The 17,693-nt window shown below is 61.6% G+C and carries 18 protein-coding genes; 7 read left to right on the top strand and 11 right to left on the bottom strand.

Features of this window, described 5'->3' with window-relative positions; translation table 11 throughout:
- Positions 1–3: 3 nt before the first annotated feature.
- Complete coding sequence (locus tag HJB83_RS23635; protein WP_207580759.1) at positions 4–561, bottom strand: thermonuclease family protein; 558 nt, start codon at positions 559–561, stop codon at positions 4–6.
- Positions 562–667: 106 nt separating this feature from the next.
- Here HJB83_RS23635 and HJB83_RS23630 point away from each other — a divergent pair, with 106 nt between their 5' ends.
- The gene (locus HJB83_RS23630; protein ID WP_207580760.1) at positions 668–2,203 is read left to right on the top strand and encodes a HAMP domain-containing sensor histidine kinase; all 1,536 of its coding nucleotides are present in this window, start codon (positions 668–670) and stop codon (positions 2,201–2,203) included.
- Between the two features lie 50 nt (positions 2,204–2,253).
- Here the strand turns inward: HJB83_RS23630 and HJB83_RS23625 are convergent, their stop codons facing one another.
- Together HJB83_RS23625 and cobT are read right to left on the bottom strand one after the other, a co-directional pair.
- Positions 2,254–2,643, bottom strand: coding sequence for a diacylglycerol kinase (locus tag HJB83_RS23625; RefSeq protein WP_221117156.1), 390 nt, complete (start codon positions 2,641–2,643; stop codon positions 2,254–2,256).
- A 225-nt stretch (positions 2,644–2,868) separates the two neighbouring features.
- Entirely contained in the window at positions 2,869–3,885 is a 1,017-nt protein-coding gene (cobT, locus tag HJB83_RS23620; protein WP_164011876.1) for a nicotinate-nucleotide--dimethylbenzimidazole phosphoribosyltransferase, read from the bottom strand.
- Between the two features lie 155 nt (positions 3,886–4,040).
- On the opposite strand from cobT, the gene HJB83_RS23615 reads away from it, so the two are divergent.
- The 5 genes from HJB83_RS23615 to HJB83_RS23595 all read left to right on the top strand — a co-directional run bounded on the left by HJB83_RS23615 (position 4,041) and on the right by HJB83_RS23595 (position 6,929).
- Positions 4,041–4,823, top strand: coding sequence for an adenosylcobinamide-GDP ribazoletransferase (locus tag HJB83_RS23615; protein WP_207580762.1), 783 nt, complete (start codon positions 4,041–4,043; stop codon positions 4,821–4,823).
- Positions 4,824–4,841: 18 nt separating this feature from the next.
- Positions 4,842–5,060 (top strand): DUF1289 domain-containing protein, encoded by a 219-nt coding sequence (locus HJB83_RS23610; protein ID WP_207580763.1) that lies wholly within the window; start codon positions 4,842–4,844, stop codon positions 5,058–5,060.
- Positions 5,057–5,758, top strand: coding sequence for a TIGR02281 family clan AA aspartic protease (locus tag HJB83_RS23605; RefSeq protein ID WP_207580764.1), 702 nt, complete (start codon positions 5,057–5,059; stop codon positions 5,756–5,758). The genes HJB83_RS23610 and HJB83_RS23605 overlap by 4 nt, the downstream gene beginning before the upstream one ends.
- A 66-nt stretch (positions 5,759–5,824) precedes the next feature.
- Positions 5,825–6,004 carry a hypothetical protein gene (locus HJB83_RS23600; RefSeq protein WP_221117158.1) on the top strand — a complete coding sequence of 60 codons (180 nt, stop codon included), beginning with the start codon at positions 5,825–5,827 and terminating at the stop codon, positions 6,002–6,004.
- A gap of 1 nt (position 6,005) precedes the next feature.
- Positions 6,006–6,929: a LysR family transcriptional regulator gene (locus tag HJB83_RS23595; protein ID WP_221117159.1), complete on the top strand. Its 924-nt coding sequence runs from the start codon at positions 6,006–6,008 to the stop codon at positions 6,927–6,929.
- Here the strand turns inward: HJB83_RS23595 and HJB83_RS23590 are convergent.
- The 8 genes from HJB83_RS23590 to HJB83_RS23555 all read right to left on the bottom strand — a co-directional run bounded on the left by HJB83_RS23590 (position 6,892) and on the right by HJB83_RS23555 (position 17,431).
- Complete coding sequence (locus HJB83_RS23590) at positions 6,892–7,629, bottom strand: SDR family oxidoreductase (RefSeq protein WP_207580768.1); 738 nt, start codon at positions 7,627–7,629, stop codon at positions 6,892–6,894. The genes HJB83_RS23595 and HJB83_RS23590 overlap by 38 nt on opposite strands.
- 110 nt (positions 7,630–7,739) lie before the next feature.
- Positions 7,740–8,501 carry an ABC transporter permease gene (locus HJB83_RS23585; RefSeq protein WP_207580769.1) on the bottom strand — a complete coding sequence of 254 codons (762 nt, stop codon included), beginning with the start codon at positions 8,499–8,501 and terminating at the stop codon, positions 7,740–7,742.
- Positions 8,498–9,424: an ABC transporter ATP-binding protein gene (locus HJB83_RS23580; RefSeq protein WP_207580770.1), complete on the bottom strand. Its 927-nt coding sequence runs from the start codon at positions 9,422–9,424 to the stop codon at positions 8,498–8,500. Before HJB83_RS23580 ends, HJB83_RS23585 begins: the two co-directional genes overlap by 4 nt.
- Positions 9,425–9,926: 502 nt before the next feature.
- A complete protein-coding gene (locus tag HJB83_RS23575; protein ID WP_221132897.1) occupies positions 9,927–11,540 on the bottom strand; it encodes a glycoside hydrolase family 43 protein in 1,614 nt (537 codons plus the stop codon).
- A 255-nt stretch (positions 11,541–11,795) separates the two neighbouring features.
- A complete protein-coding gene (gene mgrA, locus HJB83_RS23570) occupies positions 11,796–12,827 on the bottom strand; it encodes an L-glyceraldehyde 3-phosphate reductase (RefSeq protein WP_221132896.1) in 1,032 nt (343 codons plus the stop codon).
- Between the two features lie 202 nt (positions 12,828–13,029).
- Positions 13,030–14,163: a Gfo/Idh/MocA family protein gene (locus HJB83_RS23565; protein ID WP_207580773.1), complete on the bottom strand. Its 1,134-nt coding sequence runs from the start codon at positions 14,161–14,163 to the stop codon at positions 13,030–13,032.
- 8 nt (positions 14,164–14,171) lie between these two features.
- Positions 14,172–14,933 (bottom strand): sugar phosphate isomerase/epimerase, encoded by a 762-nt coding sequence (locus tag HJB83_RS23560; RefSeq protein WP_221132895.1) that lies wholly within the window; start codon positions 14,931–14,933, stop codon positions 14,172–14,174.
- Between the two features lie 38 nt (positions 14,934–14,971).
- The gene (locus HJB83_RS23555; RefSeq protein WP_221132894.1) at positions 14,972–17,431 is read right to left on the bottom strand and encodes a glycosyl hydrolase 2 galactose-binding domain-containing protein; all 2,460 of its coding nucleotides are present in this window, start codon (positions 17,429–17,431) and stop codon (positions 14,972–14,974) included.
- A gap of 69 nt (positions 17,432–17,500) precedes the next feature.
- Between HJB83_RS23555 and HJB83_RS23550 the strand changes: the two genes are divergently transcribed.
- Positions 17,501–17,653: a hypothetical protein gene (locus tag HJB83_RS23550; RefSeq protein WP_207580776.1), complete on the top strand. Its 153-nt coding sequence runs from the start codon at positions 17,501–17,503 to the stop codon at positions 17,651–17,653.
- The last annotated feature ends 40 nt before the right edge of the window (positions 17,654–17,693 follow it).

The following is a 17,693-nucleotide window of genomic DNA, read 5'->3' as shown; positions in this document are numbered from 1 at the left end:
GCTTCACTCCCATCCGACGATCCGCCTGATAAAGCGCAGCGGGCCATCGAAACCGGAACTCTGGCGCGCATGATCACGCACATCGCGCGGCCGCTCGAAAGTGCCGGCCCAGAGGCCCGCCTTCGCAGCCTTCGCCTCTGTCTCTTCCCTGGCATAACCGCCATAGGAGATGGCCATGCCCCGGCGCACCATGGCGGCATTGATGTCGCCGCCCGCCCCGCTCCGGCAGATGACAAGCAGCCTGTCATAACGGTCGCGCCGGCTGCCCTGGCAAAGCGTTCCCGATGCCAGGACCAGGCCTTGCAGCGCCTCGCGCGCCGCCCGGCCGCAGGCCCAGGACTCGCCCGCCCGGATACAGCTCTGGTTGAGTTCCGGTGCATCGATGCCTTCCAGGCGCAAACGTTCGTCTCCTAATGTCAGACTGTCGCCGTCGGCAGCATGGAAAGCGCCCGCATGCTCAATTTTTGCTGCATCGTTGAGTTTGGCGGCGATCAGCGCCACGAGCGCCAGCAGGGCAAAAGCGGTCACGCCGTCGCGAATCAGGCGCAGGCTCCGTGTCACGCTTTTGCCTCCTTAAAAAACAAATCCTTGGCAAAGATGGCAAACATCTTCTTAAGAATTGTCGGTTAAGCTCTTATCCACCCTGGGATGAAGTTTCAACGTGCACATGAGTACCGGCGTAAGCACATCGACCGACAAGATCATCGTCGACAGGTCGCGCAGCCACCGCAACAAGGCCGTTTCCAAGGCCGTGCGGCAGACGCGCGAACGTCTTCAGTCCGGTCATGCGTCCAATTCCTCCTTCGACCGTGACGTGCTCAAGATGTATGTGGCGTCGATGCTGCAGGGCGCGACGATCATGCCGCTCTTCGTCGTCATCATCACCGCGCTTGGCGTTTATTTCACCCAAGATACGCAATTGCTCTTCTGGGCGCTGCTGACGCTCATCTGTCACACCGGCAATATCCTGCTTGCGCGACGTGCGCGCCGGCAGGAAATCACCCCGGAGAGCGCCCGCAAATGGCACCGCCTGCTGTTGTTCGGCCAATTCCTGCTCGGCTGCTGCTGGGCCATATTCGCGCTGCAGGGTTGCGATATCTGCGAGCCGTCCAGCTTCATTCTTTATAAGGGCGCGACGCTGCTGATCGCACTCTCCGTCACGGCGATGTCAAACTTTATGCTGACGCCGACGGTGCTCGTCTCCTTCGCGCCAGCGGTCCTGGCGCTCGCCGCCAAGAGCGGCCTGTCGCGCGACCTCCTTGAAATCAGCCTGACGGTGCTCTTCACCACCACCCTCGTCTTCTTCAACTATATCAGCGACCGGCTCTTCAAGTCGAGCCTCAGGATCCTCTCCTACCAGTCGGAGAAGGATGACCTCATTGCCGAGCTTGAAGTGGCGAAATCGATGTCGGATGAGGCTCGCCGCCGAGCTGAAGAGGCAAACCTCGCCAAGTCCCGCTTCCTTGCCTCCATGTCACACGAGCTCAGGACCCCGCTCAATGCCATCCTTGGTTTCTCCGAGGTGATGTCGGCCGAAGTCATGGGACCGCTCGCCAATCCGACCTACAAGGAATATGCCGGCGATATCCACCGGTCCGGCCAACATCTGCTTGATCTCATCAACGAGATTCTCGACCTCTCCCGCATCGAAGCCGGCAAGTACGAGCTGAGCGAGGAGGCGATCTCGCTGCTCGATATCACCGAGGATTGCATCGGCATGGTCCAGCTGCGCGCCCGCGCCAAGAACATCGCCATTTCGGATCAATTCGAACGGCAGCTGCCAGCCATCTGGGCAGACGAGAAGTCGATGCGCCAGGTGGTGCTCAACCTTCTCTCCAACGCCGTCAAGTTCACCCCACAGGGCGGCGAAATCCACGTCAAGGTCGGCTGGACGGCCGGCGGCGGGCAGTACATCTCGATCAAGGACAACGGGCCCGGCATTCCGGAGGAAGAGATCCCCGTTGTCCTTTCGGCCTTCGGTCAGGGCTCGATCGCCATTAAGAGCGCCGAACAGGGCACCGGCCTCGGCCTGCCGATCGTCCAGGCGATCCTTGCCAAGCATGACGGACAGTTCCTGCTGAAATCGAAGCTGCGCGAGGGAACCGAAGTGATCGCCATCCTGCCCGCCAGGCGCGTGCTTCAGAGCCTGCCGGCTGTGGAAGAGGCTCAGGCGGTCGCGCGCAAGCGCAAGAGTTTTGCCTGATCAAGCTGGGCACGATGTTCTGATTCAGCCCCGTAGGATTATCGGCCTGATCACGCCGGGCTGAAGAACAGGTGCCTGCCGAGGACGAAGGCGAGATAGAGGCAGCAGGCGGCGATCATGCAGGTCACCGCGAAGGAACCGAGATCCTTGGCATGTTTGCCGACGATCGAAATCTCCGGCGAAATCCGGTCGATCACCTCCTCGACGGCGGTATTCATCGCCTCCATCGAAAAGAGCCCGAGAAACAGAAGCACCGCAACGACGATCTCCCCGGCAGTTGCCCCCACCAATGCCAGCGTCGCGATCGAAACGACGAAAAAACCGAGTTCCTGGCGGAAGGCTGCCTCTTTCATCACGCGCAGGAAGCCCGCCCAGGAATAGCCGGCGGCGGCGGTGAAATGTCGAAATCCAGTCTCTTTCGTCACCGCAGGCTTCGTCAAGACGCCTCTCTCCTCTTGCAGACTGGGAAAGACTTTGCCTTCCCTTGATGACTCGCAGGTACCCAATCCATTTGATCGGCGCAAGCCAACCCGAGAGCGGATCGGCGACCGACCACTCGCACCAAAGCGCGTCGCGATCTTTCAGATTCGCTTCTCGCGCTTTAGGTCTTTGTTTTTACGCATGTCGCTATCGCAAAACCGCGGCACACTTTTGCGCGACATTCTTTAATGCTTATTCGTGACACCCGCCTGGGCGAAGGTCGCCATGCCGGAATGGCAGGCGGCAGCGGCCTTGACGATCCCTGCGGCAAGCGCTGCCCCGGTGCCTTCGCCGAGCCGCATGCCGAGCGCCAGAAGCGGCGTCTTGCCGAGCATCTCGATCGAGCGCAGGTGTCCGGGTTCGCCGGAGACATGGCCGATCAGGCAATGATCGAGCGCGGACGGATTGGCAGCTTTCAGGATTGCCGCCGCCGCGGTCGCAACATAACCGTCGATCAGCACAGGAATGCGTTCCATGCGGGCGGCGAGAATGGCCCCGGCCATCGCCGCGATCTCGCGGCCGCCAAGCCGCCGCATGATCTCGAGCGGATCATCGAGGTGATCGCCATGCAACGCCACTGCCTTTTCCACCGCCGCGATCTTGCGCTCCAGCATCTCGCCTGCGGAACCGGTGCCGGGCCCAACCCAGTCTCGCGCCGAACCACCGTAGAGCGCATAGTTGATGGCCGCCGCGATCGTCGTATTGCCGATGCCCATTTCGCCGATGCACAGCAGGTCGGTGCCGCCGGCGATCGCCTCCATGCCGAAGGCCATCGTCGCGGCGCAATCGCGCTCGGAAAGCGCTGCCTCTTCGGTGATGTCGCCGGTGGGATAATCCAGCGCCAGGTCGAAGACTTTCAACCCGAGATCATAGGCGACACAGATCTGATTGATCGCAGCACCCCCGGCCGCAAAGTTCTCGACCATCTGCTGCGTCACTGCCGGCGGAAACGGCGTGATTCCCTGCCTGGTGACGCCGTGATTACCGGCAAAGATCGCCACCAGCGGCCGGTTGACGGCAGGGGTTCGGCCCGTCCAGGCGGCAAGCCAGAAGGCGATTTCCTCGAGCCGTCCGAGCGCGCCCGGCGGCTTGGTCAGTTGCGCGTCACGTTCGCGCGCCGCCACCAGCGCACGGGCATCCGGCCCCGGCAGGTCACGAAGCAGGGTACGGAAATCGTCGAACGGCAGGCCTGAAACGCTCATCTGTGCGGTTTTCCTATGAATCCGGGTATTCTTGTTTTTTTCACGCAAATCAGCTTCTTTGCGGGTCGCAACTCTCTTAAAGCGGGCCGACGAGGCGAACAACTCCAAAAGCGCGCAGCGACCATACGCCGAAACCTACGGCAGAACGAAGCAGAATGAAGATCAAGGACCTTGCGGTCGATACCGCCCGCGCCGTCGCCTTCCTCAGCCGCATTCCCATGCCGCAATCGCTGTTCAAAGGCTATGACGGCAGGCTCGGCAGACTGGTGCGCGCTTTTCCCTTCGCCGGCATCGTCATCGGCTTCGTCCCCGCGCTTGCCCTCCTCTTGGCTTTGGGGCTGCATGCCGATCCGCTGATGGCGGCCCTGATCGCGCTTTCGATCCAGGTTCTCGCCACCGGCGCGCTGCACGAGGACGGGCTGGCCGATACGGCCGATGGCATTGGCGGCGGCAAGAGCCGCGAGCACAGCCTCGTCATCATGAAGGACAGCCGGATCGGCACCTATGGAGCGATAGCGCTGATCCTCTCCTTCGCGATCCGCGCCGCAGCACTTGCCGCCATCGCCCGCCACGCCTCGCCGCTCACATCGGCCCTTGCCATTCCCGCCGTCGCGGCGCTCAGCCGCGGGGCCATCGCCTGGCACTGGCAGCGGCTGCCGCCGGCAAAGGCCGATGGCGTCGCCGCCTCGACCGGCCAGCCGGACGAGGCGGCGATGCAGTTTGCGCTCGCTTCGGCCGGCCTCGTTGCAGCACTTCTGATCTGGCCTGCCTTCGGCTTGCGGCCGCTGGTCGCAAGCCTGCTTGCCACGGGCATCGCAGGGCTTGCCTTCACCGCATTCATCCGCCGCAAGCTTGCAGGCCACACCGGCGACACGCTGGGCGCGACGCAGCAAATTTGCGAGATCGCCAGCCTTTGCGCCCTTGCCACGGCTCTTTGAAACTCCGATATATCGCTCATGCAAACACCCTGCATTCACCTCTGCTCCCTGGAGCCCGCCACCGGATTTTGCGCCGGATGCGGCCGGACTCTTCAGGAAATCGGCAGCTGGGTGAGCTACTCCGACACCGAGCGAAGAGGGATCATGGCGCTGCTGCCGGCAAGGCTTGCAGGCGCCGCCGCGGTATCGAACCACAGGAAAACGGGCCTTTCCAGCCGGCCGGAGCGGCCTTTATGATCCGTTTGACCGTCTTTCTCGTCGTCATCGGCCTCGGCCTTGCCGTGCTGATCGTCAGCAATGACAGCAGCCGGATCCTCGGCCTGCAGAGCGATGATTTCGGCCGTGTCGTCTATCTGCTGCCGATCGCACTGATGTTGTCGGCCGGCATTTGGGCGAGCCGGCGCAGCATTGGCGAAACAGTGCGCCAGATGATGATCTGGCTGGTCATCATCCTGACGCTCGCGACCGTCTATCTCTATCGCCAGGAAGCACTCGGCGTCGGCAACAGGCTGCTCGCCGGCCTCGTTCCCGGCCGCGCCGTCGTCGTCACCACCAGCGAGGGCGGCCAGGAGATCATTCTGCACAAGCTGCTGAACGGCCATTTCGAAGCCGATGTCGCTGTCAACGGCCAAACGATCCAGATGCTCGTCGATACCGGCGCCAGCATGGTGGCGCTGTCGCGCGAAGATGCCGAGCGGATCGGGATCGATCTCTCCCGCCTCACCTATTCCATGACCATCATGACCGCCAACGGTCGTGGCCGCGCAGCACCCCTCACGCTCGATCAGGTGGCAATCGGCCCGATCGTCCGCGACAATGTCGCAGCCAGCGTCGCCGAGGACGGCCGGCTCGACCAGAGCCTGCTCGGCATGAGCTTTCTGGAAACGCTGGGTTCCCTGCAGATGCAGACCGACGAACTGCGCATGCGCGACTGAGGTCTGGCTTTGACGGGCGCTGCGGCCTCGTGCGACCGATTTTCTTGTGGGTTTAAGCAGAGAAGCGTGGCAATCGCGAAGAATTCAAACACGCTGCTGGTGATCATCCCCTTGCCCCCGCGACCGGTGACAGCAACGCTGGATATTTTTCGTGTTAAAATTGCGGCGCTTCTTAGCCAAACGCTGCTCCATTGCCGGCCGGTCCTCTTTGCTGATATTCTGCGCCTGCGCAATGCCGGAACCTGACATGACTCCACGACAACTGAAGACGTTCCTTGCGGTCATCCACCACGGAAACCTCACCCGCGCCGCCGCCGAGGTCAATCTCGCCCAATCGAGCCTCAGCGATCAGATACAGGCGCTGGAAGAGGAATTGGGCGCCGAGCTCTTTCTCCGATCCCGGCAAGGCGTCATCCCCACGCCGGCAGCAGCAGCCTTGAAGGCCTATGCGGAAGAGATCTTGGCGCTGAATAGCGAGGCGAAGGACGCCGTCCGCTCTGCCGCCGGCAATGCCGAACAATCTGTCATACTGGGCACGCTCGAAACCATCGCCACTGAAAGGCTGGCGCACTGGCTCTCCCTCTTCGGTAGGCAGAACCCCGGCCTTGCTCTCAAACTCAAGGTTGGCGGCAGTAGCGAATTGCATGCGCAATTGCAGCACGGCTCGATCGACGTCGCCTTCACCTTCGATCGCGGCCAGCAGAACGAGCGCTTCGCGACGCGCCGCATCTCCAGCGAGCCGCTGGTGTTGATCGCCGGCCGCAACTCGCAAGCCCAGCCGCCGGCAAGCCTCTTAGCGCTGCGCACCGCCCCGTTCATCGCGACCGCAGCCGGCTGCATCTATCGCCACCTGTTCGATACCGCCTTTGCAGAAGCAGGCTTGAATGCGCCGGCCATTGTCGCGGAAGCCGACAGCGTCGCAACGATCATCCGCCTCGTTGCATCAGGCGCCGGCTACGGCCTAGTCCCGTGTCTCGCGGTCGGGGCGTCCGCTTCGCGCGACGATGTCGTCGAACTGCCTTGGCCGGGCCAACCGCTGGCCGCCTCGCTGGTGATGATGTGGCGGCGCAGGCGGGTTCAGCCGCCGGCGCTCACCCTCCTGCTGCAATCGGCCAGCGAAGAGCTTTCACCGGTCAGACCAGCCGATGCCCGCCTTCGACATGCAGAATAGTGCCTGTGGTGAAACCGTTGCCGATCAGGAAGCGGATCGCATCGGCGATATCTTCCGGCTGGCCGACACGCCCGGCCGGCAGGCGCTGCGCCATCGCCTCGAGCGTTGCCTGCTTGGCGTCACCCGCAACGACGCTCCAGATCGGCGTATCCACCCATCCCGGCGACACGGCATTGATACGGAGCGGTGCCAGTTCGACGGCGAGCGCCCTGACCAGACCTTCGAGTGCCGCATTGACGGCGGCGACCACAGATCCGCGCGCCGCCGGTCGATAGGCCGCGATACCTGACGTAAAGGTGATCGATCCTGACGGCGGCAGATGGGCGGCGCCATATTTCGCCAGCAGCAGCGGCCCGTAGAACTTGCTCTCGACCACCCGTTGCGCTGCGGCAAGCTCGATCGACGGCAGCAACTGATAGGCGCCTTCAATATCGGCGGCCGTGCTGACGATATGGTCGACCGGTCCGCTATCCCGAAACAGCGCCGCGACCTCCTCCTCCCGCGATATATCGACAGCGCACGCCCCGAGTTTCGGATGGTCGCCGAGCTGGCGGCAAGCCGCCGCAAGCCTCTCTTTATTGCGCCCGGCGATCGTCACCGACGCCCCCTCATCGAGCAGGCGCCTAGCAAGCGCCAATCCCATGCCCGAGCTGCCGCCGACGATCAACACCTTCGCACCTTCGATCCTGATTTTAGTCATCTCGCATCTCCATTTGAATGAGAGAGCAGATGCCTCGGGTCGAAGCGGAAGAAAAACGGAAGAAACCGATAGCATCATCGGCTTTCCCGATGATGCTATTCAGGAAGCGATCAATTGCGCAGCCGGTAGCCGGTCTTGAAGATCCAGCCGAGTGTTCCCAGGCAGATCATCAGGAATACCGTGATCATCGCCAGGCTGATCGCCGGGTTGACATCGGCGATCCCGTAAAAACTCCAGCGGAAGCCGCTGACGAGATAGAGCACCGGATTGAGGTGGCTGACCGCCTGCCAGAACGGCGGCAGCATATTGACCGAATAGAAGCTGCCGCCAAGGAAGGTCAGCGGCGGCACGACCAGCATGGGAATGAGGTTCAGCTGTTCAAAATTGCCGGCCCAGATGCCGATCATGAAGCCGAACAGGCTGAAGGTGATTGCCGTCAGCAGGAAGAACAGGATCATCATGAAGGGATGTTCGATCCTGACATCGACGAAGAGATTGGCTGTCAGGAGGATGATGAAGCCGATGAGCATCCCCTTGGTTGCCGCCGCCCCGACATAACCGAGCAGAATCTCCGTCATCGCCACCGGCGCCGACAGCACCTCATAGATCGTGCCGGTGAATTTCGGGAAATAGATCCCGAAGGAGCCGTTGCTGATGCATTGGCCGAGCAGCGTCAGCATGATGAGGCCCGGCGTGATGAAGGCGCCGTAGGATACGCCCTCCACCTCCTGGATGCGCGAGCCGACCGCGGCGCCAAAGACGATGAAATAGAGCGAGGTCGAAATGACGGGCGAGATGACGCTTTGCAGCAGCGTGCGGCGCGTGCGCGCCATCTCGAAGAAATAGATCGATTTGATCGCCTCGACGTTCATTTGTCTGCTCCTACCAGCGCCACGAAGATGTCTTCCAGCGTGCTCTGCCGCGTCGAGAGATCCTTGAAATGGATATTGTTTTCACCCAGCCGGGTCAGCAGCGTCGCGATGCTCTCCTGCTCGTTGTCGGCGTCGAAATCGTAAGTCAGCCGGCTGCCGCCGACTTCCAGTGTCAGTCCGTTGCCGGCAAAACAATCCGGAAGCCGCTCGAGCGGCTCGGTGAGATCGAGAATCAGCTGCTTGCGGCCGAGCTTGGCCATCAGCGCCACCTTGTCTTCGACGAGCAGCAATTGGCCGCCATTGATCACACCGACGCGGTCGGCGATCTCCTCGGCCTCCTCGATATAATGGGTGGTCAGGATGATGGTGACGCCCGAGGCCCGAAGCTCCTGAACGACATTCCACATGTCCTTGCGCAGCGTCACGTCGACGCCGGCGGTCGGCTCGTCGAGGAAAAGGATATCCGGCTCATGCGAGAGCGCCTTGGCGATCAACACTCGCCGCTTCATGCCGCCCGACAGCTGGCGCAGCATATTGTCCTTCTTGTCCCAGAGCGAAAGTGCGCGCAGCACCTTCTCGATATGGGCGGGATTGGCTTTCTTGCCGTGCAGCCCGCGCGAGAAACTGACTGTATTGAACACCGTCTCGAACTGATCGGTGGTCAGCTCCTGCGGCACCAGCCCGATCATTCCGCGGGTGGCGCGGAAATCCTTCACGACATCGTGGCCGGCGACCAGCACCTGGCCGCCGCTCGGATTGGCGATGCCGCAGATGATCGAAATCAACGTCGTCTTGCCCGCACCGTTCGGCCCGAGCAGCGCCAGGATCTCGCCCTTCTCGACGTCGAGGTTGATGCCTTTCAGGGCCTCGAACCCATTGGCGTAGGTCTTGGTGAGATTCTGAACGGATATGATGGGGGCCATGCGATACTCTTGCGGATTCTCAGATGTTACTTTTGGCCCGCTATATAGGCCCTTCATGACGCTTTGACATCCTTGGAGACGTGAACACAGCATTCGCGCCCTGCTAACACCATGGCCGTTAACGCAGCCGGCCCGCCGACATAGCCGGCATCGGATCTTTGAAACGAGCTGATCCCTTCGCGAAAAGAAAGACAGCAGCCGGTTTCGGATGTCATCATCCGGTGATCTTGATGTCCGATAAGAAAGCCGAGGCCAGCACGGCATCCGCCCCGCCGCCCACCCTTTTGCGGAGCCGTCTCCGGTGTTCTCGTTGCACCCTTTTTCGCTGCCTCGGCATGTAGTGAAAGTTATTGTTCAGTCACGAAGTGCTTGGAACCGGCCAGCATCCCCTGTTCAGCCGCGTTCGTCTTAGCCGGCCTTGCGCCGGCTTTCTTTTTGCGTGCGGGGCGTAGGCCAAAGGCCGGAGCCTCGAAGGACGAGGGCGGGTGGCAGGAAGTGCCCCTCACAACTCGTCATAATTGAACCAGTCGAAATCCGCGACCTTCCCTCGCCCCGACGTATCGAAGGCAAACACACCGGCAAAGGCGCCGGTGAAGGAGCCGTGTTCGCCGCGTCCGCCTTCGTCGGAAATCATGCCGGCGTCGAGGACCGGACCGATCGGCTGCCAGGCGCCCTTGCCTTCGGTCTGCCAGAAGAATTGCAGGTCGTTCTCGCGGATTTCCATGGCGAGCTGCACGCGGCCCTCGGCAGCGATCGCCACACCGCTTTCGGCCGAAAAGCTCAAGCGGCCGTTCGGATAGTCGCCGTTGCAGGAGAGGATTGTCACGCAACGGCCGAGTGTTTCGTGCAGCGTTACCGCGACGGCGTGAAATTTATGGCGGTTATAGTAGTGCGTCAGCCCTGCCACCTGCTGGTAGGTGTCGGGCGAGAACTCGACCACGGTTTCGGCGCGGAAGCTGTGATGTTCCTGTCGACGGGCGACCAGCGACTGCTCGAACCAGGAGCCGATGCTTTCGCGCGCAATCAGCCTGAGATGGCCCGGGCGGTCCGTCAGGTTGAAGATGCGCGCGGGCTCGGGCGTGCGCAGCCATTGGAAATCGGCAGGCAGCGCGCCGCCGTCGAAGCTGTATTCGCTGCGCATCGGCCTTTCCGCAGGCACGGCATTAAAAAGGCCCGGCACATCGACATCGGGCACTGAGGTGCCATTTTCGAGATAGAGCCAGTCGTCGTCGCGCCAGACGCATTTCTGTAAGGATGTCTCTCGCCCCAGCGTGCAGCGCCGCTTCGGCGGCAGCGGCCGGCCGCAAAGATGGGTGTGATAGGCCTCACCGTCTGATGTTTCGACATATTGGCCGTGCCCTGCCCGCTGCAGCACCGCGCCCGGATGGTCCTTGGAGGTGATAAGATGCATGTTCGGATGCATCTCATAGGGTCCGTCGATGTTGCGCGAGCGCGCCATGGTGACGGCGTGGTCGTAACCGGTGCCACCCTCGGCGGTGGTCAGATAATACCAGCCGTTCTTCTTGAAGAGATGAGGGCCCTCGACGAGGCCGAGCGGGCTGCCGGCGAAGATATTCTTGATCGGCCCCGTCAGCGCCTTCGTCGCCGGGTCCCATTCCTGCAGCAGGATGCCATCGAAGGCCGGCGATTTTGGCGAGCCGCCATAGCTCTCGGTGCGGTGGTTCCATTGCATGTTGAGGAACCACTTGCGGCCGTCATCGTCGTGGAACAGCGAGGGATCGAAGCCGGAGGAGTTGACATAGACGGGATCCGACCATTCGGCCTCGATCGAGGGCGCCGTCACGATGTAGTTCGGCGCATCCTTGAAACTGCCGTCGAAACGCTTGACATCGGTATAGACCAGCCAGAACTGCCCGTCGGCATAGGAAAGACACGGCGCCCAGATGCCGCAGCTGTCGGGATTGCCGCGCATGTCGAGCTGTGATCGGCGCTCCAGCGGCCGGCGCACCAGCGTCCAGTTCACCAGGTCGCGCGAATGGTGGATCTGCACGCCGGGATACCATTCGAATGTCGAGGTGGCGATGTAGTAATCCGCGCCGACGCGGCAGATCGACGGATCGGGGTTGAACCCCGGCAGGATGGGATTGCGGATCATGGGCGGCTCCTCCGAGGTTATTGTTGTGGTACGTACGTCAGAAATGGGCCGGGATATGTCACCAATTCGTCCTCCACCCTCATCTCTCTGCTCGTTGCAGAGATCCAGCCAGCCCAAGTCCTTGGGCTGAAAGAACTCTCTTCGCCGCGCCGACGCGCGGCGGCTGGATTTCTGTGACATCCCTCGGGCAAAGCCCTGAGGTCACAGGAATGAGGGAGTTGGCGGAAGTGTCCTGCAAACTCCGGCTCGACCTTCCTATTCCCGTTCCGCCGACTTCGCCCAAAGATTGATATCCGCCTCACGGGCATAGACGTCGATCTCGGCAAGCTCCTCGGCCGCGAATTCAAGATTATCCAGCGCCTTGACGCAATCGACGATCTGCGACGAGCGGCTGGCGCCGATCAGCGCTGAGGTCACGCGTCCGCCGCGCAGCACCCAGGCGATCGCCATCTGCGCCAGCGTCTGGCCGCGCCTTTCGGCGATCCCGTTGAGCTTCTTGATATTGTCGATAATCGAAGGGCGAATGAAATCGCGCTTCAGAAAATGGTTCTGCGCCGCACGGCTATCTTCGGGAATGCCGCCGAGATATTTCGTCGTCAGCATGCCCTGGGCAAGCGGCGAGAACACGATCGAGCCCATGCCGACCTCATCGAGCGTATCGAGCAGCCTGTCGTCCTCGACCCAGCGGTTGAGCATCGAATAGCTCGGCTGATGGATCAGACACGGCGTGCCGAGATCCTTGAGGATCGCGGCGGCTTCGCGCGTACGCTGCGAATTGTAGGAGGAGATGCCGACATAGAGCGCCCGGCCGGAACGGACGATATAGTCGAGAGCGCCGCAGGTTTCTTCGAGCGGCGTGTCCGGGTCGAAACGGTGTGAATAGAAAATATCGACATAGTCGAGGCCCATGCGCTTGAGGCTCTGGTCGCAGGAGGCGATCAGGTATTTTCGGCTGCCCCACTCGCCATAGGGTCCCGGCCACATGTCGTAGCCGGCCTTGGACGAGATGATCAGCTCGTCGCGAAGCCCGGAAAATTCGGTGCGCAGGATCTCGCCGAAGGCGGTCTCGGCGCTGCCGGGAGGCGGACCGTAATTGTTGGCGAGGTCGAAATGGGTAATGCCGAGATCGAAGGCGGTGCGGCACATGTCGATCTTGCGGTCATGCGACGTGTCGCCGCCGAAATTGTGCCAGAGGCCGAGCGAGACGGCCGGCAGCTTCAGGCCGGAGCGGCCCGTGCGGTTGTATTTCATTTTCGAATAACGGTCTGCGGCTGGTTGCCAGCTCATGAGACTCTCCTTGCTAAAATATCGGTCTTGATGGTCCGCGAGTGCCTGCTTCATACACCACAAGCGATTTTGGCGAACACCCTGTACTTTCGTCACGCTCGGCCTCGTGCCGAACATCTGCCGCGCTGTTTGCAGATCCTCGGCACAAGGCCGAGGATGACGAGTTGGACGGGTGCCGGGCAGACCCCCGGGCACCACCCTATCACTTCAACAGCGCCTGCGCCTCTTCGATGCCAAGCGCGGCCGGCTGGGTGCAGGTCGTGCTCAGGTCGATGAAACGGCCTTCCTCGCCCGATTTCAGGATCGAGGTCATGACGTCGACGCCGTGCAGGGTGCGGTCGAGTGAGCAGCGCGCGTCGCGGCCCTCGATCAGCGCCATCGCCATGTCGGCAAGACCGGCGGTGCGGTAATTGGCGCGCGATCCGTTCGGGCTTTCCTGGTTGATCTTGCCGAACGGATGCTCCCAGGCGTCGAGCGGCTTGATCTCCTTGTCGCGGCCGCTTGCCTCGACAACACCACCGAAGAAGTTCGGATCCGGCACGTAGAGCGAGCCGTCGGTGCCGTAGAGCTCCATGTTGGCATGACGATGCGACCAGACGTCCCAGCTCGCCGTCAGCGTCACGGTGGCGCCGTTGACGAATTCGAGCAGCGCCTGGATCGTCGTCGGCGTCTTGACCGGGATAAGCTCGCCGTTGCGCGGCTGGCTGGTGATCGTCCGGGTCGGCGACGCCATCGAGGTCATGCCGCCGACACGTTTGACCGGGCCGATCAGGTTGATCAGGTTGGCGATGTAATAAGGGCCGAGATCGAGGATCGGGCCGCCCCCCGGCAGGAAGAAGAAATCCGGGTTCGGATGCCACATTTCCATGCCGGGGCTCATCACGTAGCAGGCGCCCGACGTCACCCGGCCGATGCCGCCGTCGTCGATGAACTTGCGGGCGAGCTGATGGGCGCCGCCGAGGAAAGTGTCCGGCGCGCAGCCGACGGCAAGGTTCTTTGCCTTGGCGATGCGGCGAAGCTCCTCGCCCTCTTCGAGCGAAAGCACCAGCGGCTTTTCGGAATAGACGTGTTTTCCGGCCTCGAGGATCGCCTTCGACACGCGGAAATGCGCATCCGGGATCGTCAGGTTGACGACGACGTCGATCTCGTCATTGGCGAGAAGCGCGTCGATCGTCTGCGCTTTGACGCCATATTCCTTGGCGCGCGCCTCGGCCGCCTGGACGTTGATATCGGCGCAGGCCAGCACCTTCAGCCCTCTGAAGAGCGGTGCCAGCGAAAAGTAGGTGGTGGAGATGTTGCCGCATCCGATGATGCCGACGCCAAGTTCCCTGGTCATGATGTGCCTCAATAAGTCTGGAAGGATGCAATCGAGCGGCTGATATTGCGGTCGATATCTTTAGGGTTGTCATGTTCGACGACGAAGTGTTTGGCCTTGGTGGCGCGTAGCGCCGCCATCAGCTTCGCCCACTCGACCTTGCCGTGGCCGACATCGGCCCAGCCGTCCTCATCCGTCGCTTCGCCGGCCGGCGCGATGTCCTTGACGTGCACGGCGGTGATGCGCGGTCCGAGCTTTTCGACCCAGGCCAAGGGATCGCCGCCGCCGCGGATGACCCAAGCGATGTCGGCTTCCCAGGAAATGTCAGGCGCACCTTCGAAGATGCGTTCGATCGGCCGCGAGCCGTCCTGCAGCTTGAAGAATTCGAAGTCATGATTGTGCCAGCCGAATTCGTAGCCGGCATCCTTATAGGGCTTGCTCATCTCCTGCAGGCGTGTGCCGAAGGCGACCCAGCCGGCGGCGTCGGAGGGGCGCTGGTCAGCGGCCAGATGCGGCGCATAGATCGAATCCATGCCAAGAATCTTGGCAATGTTCAGCGACTTCTGCACGTCCTTCTCCAGGAAATCAGGGCTGAAATGACCGGTCGCCATCACCAGGCCGTTCTTGTCGAGATCGGCGCGAAGGCTGTTCAGGCCGGCATCGTCGAGATCGGCATAGATGCCGCCGAAGCCCTCGACCTCGGCATAACCTGCCTTGCCAAGCTTTTCGAAAATCGCCGAATAGGGCTGGAAGTTGCGGGCGCTATAAAGCTGGTAGCTGAGTTTCGTCATCATGTTCTCCTTGGGCCTCGTGCCCATTCTTGCAAAGATCAATCCGCCGACTGGCAGGAATGCAGGTCATAGAACCGGAACTCCGGAAGCGCGCCGCGATCGAGCGGCCGTGCCGGAGTAAAGGTGATGCAGCGGCTTTCGCCGGCCGCAAGATCGAAGGCGTTGTCGGAATATTTGCCGTCCGTCTCGGTCTCGATCATCACGAAGAGCGCAAGCCCCCTCGCGGTGACATTGATATCGATCGCGCCGCTCTCCTCGACATATTCGTGGGTAACGGTCAGGCCCGAAGGCTCCAATTCCAATGCCTTATAGGTGCCGTGGATATAGTGCCCCTCGCTGCCCATGCCGTTCGACGCGGTGAAATTCCAGGCCAACAGCGTGCCCTCGGGAATATCGGCGATGTCGACGCTCGCCGCCGTCACTGCCGCATCCGGCGAGCACATGGCCTGCACGTCCTTGAGATGCCGACGCTCGCCCTTCATCGTCAGGATCGAGATCGAAAGATCGACGTTGACATCGGCAAGCGTGTCGTTGACCAGCGAGAAGCGGATCGTCTTTCCGTCGTCGGAAGGAATGGCGGCGACCGCGACCGGCTGGAAGAAGCGCTTGACGAGATAATGCATCGCCTTCCAGCGGCCGCCATAGTCGAGGCTCGACCACGAGGCGACCGGCCAGGTGTCGTTCAGCTGCCAGTAGATCGTACCCATGCAATGGGGTTTGAGCGACCGCCAGTATTCCACCGCCGTCTTGATCGCCAGCCCCTGCTGGATCTGCGAGAGATAGACGAAGTTCGGAAAATCCTTGGGGAAGCGGAAATAGCGGAACATCGTGCCGGCGATGCGCTCGTTGCCGCCAGCATTCTTCTGGTGCAGCTCCATGACCGGGGAAGCGACGTTCATGTCCTTCTCCTCGGCATAGGTCTTGATGACGGGCAGTGAGGTATAGGACTGGAAGCCGAATTCCGAGCAGAAGCGCGGGCGCACCGAACGATAATTGTCGAACGACTTGTTCTCGTGCCAGACCGACCAGTAATGCATGTCGCCGGAGCCGTCCGCATGCCAAGCATCGCCGAAATCGAGATAACCCGAAGCCGGGCTCGACGGCCACCAGAGCGCCCCGGGCAGCGCCTTTTTCACCGCCTGCTCGATCGTGCGGTTGAGCCGGTCGTAGGAGACGAGATAGCGGTCGCGGTCCTTGCGGGACTCTTCGAACCAGGTGAGTGCCCCGACCAGCTCGTTGTCGCCGCACCAAAGCACGATCGAAGGATGCGAGGAGAGCCGCCGCACCTGGTAACCGACCTCGATCGTCACATTGTCGAGGAAGTCTTCGGTCGAAGGGTAAAGGTTGCAGGCGAACATGAAGTCCTGCCAGACCATCAGGCCCAGCCGGTCGCAGAGATCGTAGAAATGATCCTGCTCGTAGAAGCCACCACCCCAGACGCGGATCATGTTCATGTTGGCGGCCTTGGCCGATTGCAGCAGGTCCTCGGTCTTTCCAGGCGAAGAGAGCGAAAACAGCGCGTCTGCCGGAATCCAGTTGGCGCCGCGGCAGAAGATTTCGCGGCCGTTGACCTTGAAGGCGAAGCGGCTGCCTGATGCATCCGGCGTGGTGATCAGCTCGATGGTGCGAAGACCGATCTGCTTCGTCACCTCATCGGTCGGCAATTCGACGGACAGCCTGTAGAGCGCCTGGTCGCCGCTGCCCGATGGCCACCATAGGCGCGGATTGTCGATATGAAAGAGATGGTTGACATGGGTCTCGCCATGGACCCCGACATCGAGCCGCACCCGCTCGCCGTCGAGATCGAAATAGACCTGGGCAACGCTTGGCCCCTTGGAAAACAGCGTCGCCGTCACCGTCAAATCGACTGAACCATCGAAATTATGGGTTTGGCGGGTGACCACATGCTCGATGCGCGCGGTCTCGAGTTTTTTCAGCGCGATCATGCCGTAGAGGCCGAACGGCGCGATGGCGATATTCCAGTCCCAGCCGAAATGGCATTGCGGCTTGCGCAGCATATTGCCGTCTGGAATCGGTGAATTGCCGGTACTGTAGGGAATGTAGAAGGGCTGCTTCTTCTGCCGCTCGGCCCCGATGGCGATGTTGGAGGCAAAGACGATGCGGATCGAGTTGTCGCCTGATTTCAGCATGCTGGAGACATCGGGCCGGTAGCGGCGGAAGCTGTTGTCGGCTTCCAGCGCCAGAAAGCCATTGACGTAGACGCTGGCGACCGTGTCGAGATAATCGATATCGAGATACCAGTCGCCGTCGACCTCCGGAAGCGTGAAGCTGCGCACGACCGCCCATTCGCGCTCGGCAACCCACTGCACCTTTTCCTCGTTGCGGCCGAAATAGGGGTCGGGGATCAGGCTTGCGCGGTGGAGCGCTGTGTGCACGTCGCCCGGCAGCATGATTGCGGTGCGAATTTCGCCGTCGACGGAGGCGAGCTGCCACGAACCGGAAAGATCGATGTTGGAGGTGGTCGATTGTTGCGTCACGATATCGTTTCCGAATTACGTTTTTGAAATGGACCGCGCATGGTCGCCGTCCGGTAATTGTCGTTCGTCATGACCCTTCCATCCGCCCCGCGCTCCGTCATTCTCGGGCTTGACCCGAGCATCCACACGGCATCCATCGGCAGTTGCGGCATGGATCCTCGGGTCAAGCCCGAGAATGACGAAGAGCGGAGCAAGCATCTTGCCAAGCTTGCCCCCGCCTGAGGAAGGGTTGAGCATCGGTCGAATTCATACAAACAGCCTT

The sequence above is a fragment of the Rhizobium sp. NZLR11 genome (genome assembly GCF_019685115.1).
GTDB lineage: Bacteria > Pseudomonadota > Alphaproteobacteria > Rhizobiales > Rhizobiaceae > Rhizobium.
Note: the sequence above shows the minus strand (reverse complement) of the source record. Positions and strands in the feature narration are given on the sequence as shown.

Coding starts and splice junctions, on each gene's coding strand:
- HJB83_RS23630 (WP_207580760.1), top strand. CDS start 668: ATGAGTACCGGCGTAAGCACATCGACCGACAAGATCATCGTCGACAGG.
- cobT (WP_164011876.1), bottom strand. CDS start 3,885: ATGAGCGTTTCAGGCCTGCCGTTCGACGATTTCCGTACCCTGCTTCGT.
- HJB83_RS23615 (WP_207580762.1), top strand. CDS start 4,041: ATGAAGATCAAGGACCTTGCGGTCGATACCGCCCGCGCCGTCGCCTTC.
- HJB83_RS23610 (WP_207580763.1), top strand. CDS start 4,842: ATGCAAACACCCTGCATTCACCTCTGCTCCCTGGAGCCCGCCACCGGA.
- HJB83_RS23605 (WP_207580764.1), top strand. CDS start 5,057: ATGATCCGTTTGACCGTCTTTCTCGTCGTCATCGGCCTCGGCCTTGCC.
- HJB83_RS23595 (WP_221117159.1), top strand. CDS start 6,006: ATGACTCCACGACAACTGAAGACGTTCCTTGCGGTCATCCACCACGGA.
- HJB83_RS23590 (WP_207580768.1), bottom strand. CDS start 7,629: ATGACTAAAATCAGGATCGAAGGTGCGAAGGTGTTGATCGTCGGCGGC.
- HJB83_RS23585 (WP_207580769.1), bottom strand. CDS start 8,501: ATGAACGTCGAGGCGATCAAATCGATCTATTTCTTCGAGATGGCGCGC.
- HJB83_RS23580 (WP_207580770.1), bottom strand. CDS start 9,424: ATGGCCCCCATCATATCCGTTCAGAATCTCACCAAGACCTACGCCAAT.
- HJB83_RS23575 (WP_221132897.1), bottom strand. CDS start 11,540: ATGATCCGCAATCCCATCCTGCCGGGGTTCAACCCCGATCCGTCGATC.
- mgrA (WP_221132896.1), bottom strand. CDS start 12,827: ATGAGCTGGCAACCAGCCGCAGACCGTTATTCGAAAATGAAATACAAC.
- HJB83_RS23565 (WP_207580773.1), bottom strand. CDS start 14,163: ATGACCAGGGAACTTGGCGTCGGCATCATCGGATGCGGCAACATCTCC.
- HJB83_RS23560 (WP_221132895.1), bottom strand. CDS start 14,933: ATGACGAAACTCAGCTACCAGCTTTATAGCGCCCGCAACTTCCAGCCC.
- HJB83_RS23550 (WP_207580776.1), top strand. CDS start 17,501: ATGACCCTTCCATCCGCCCCGCGCTCCGTCATTCTCGGGCTTGACCCG.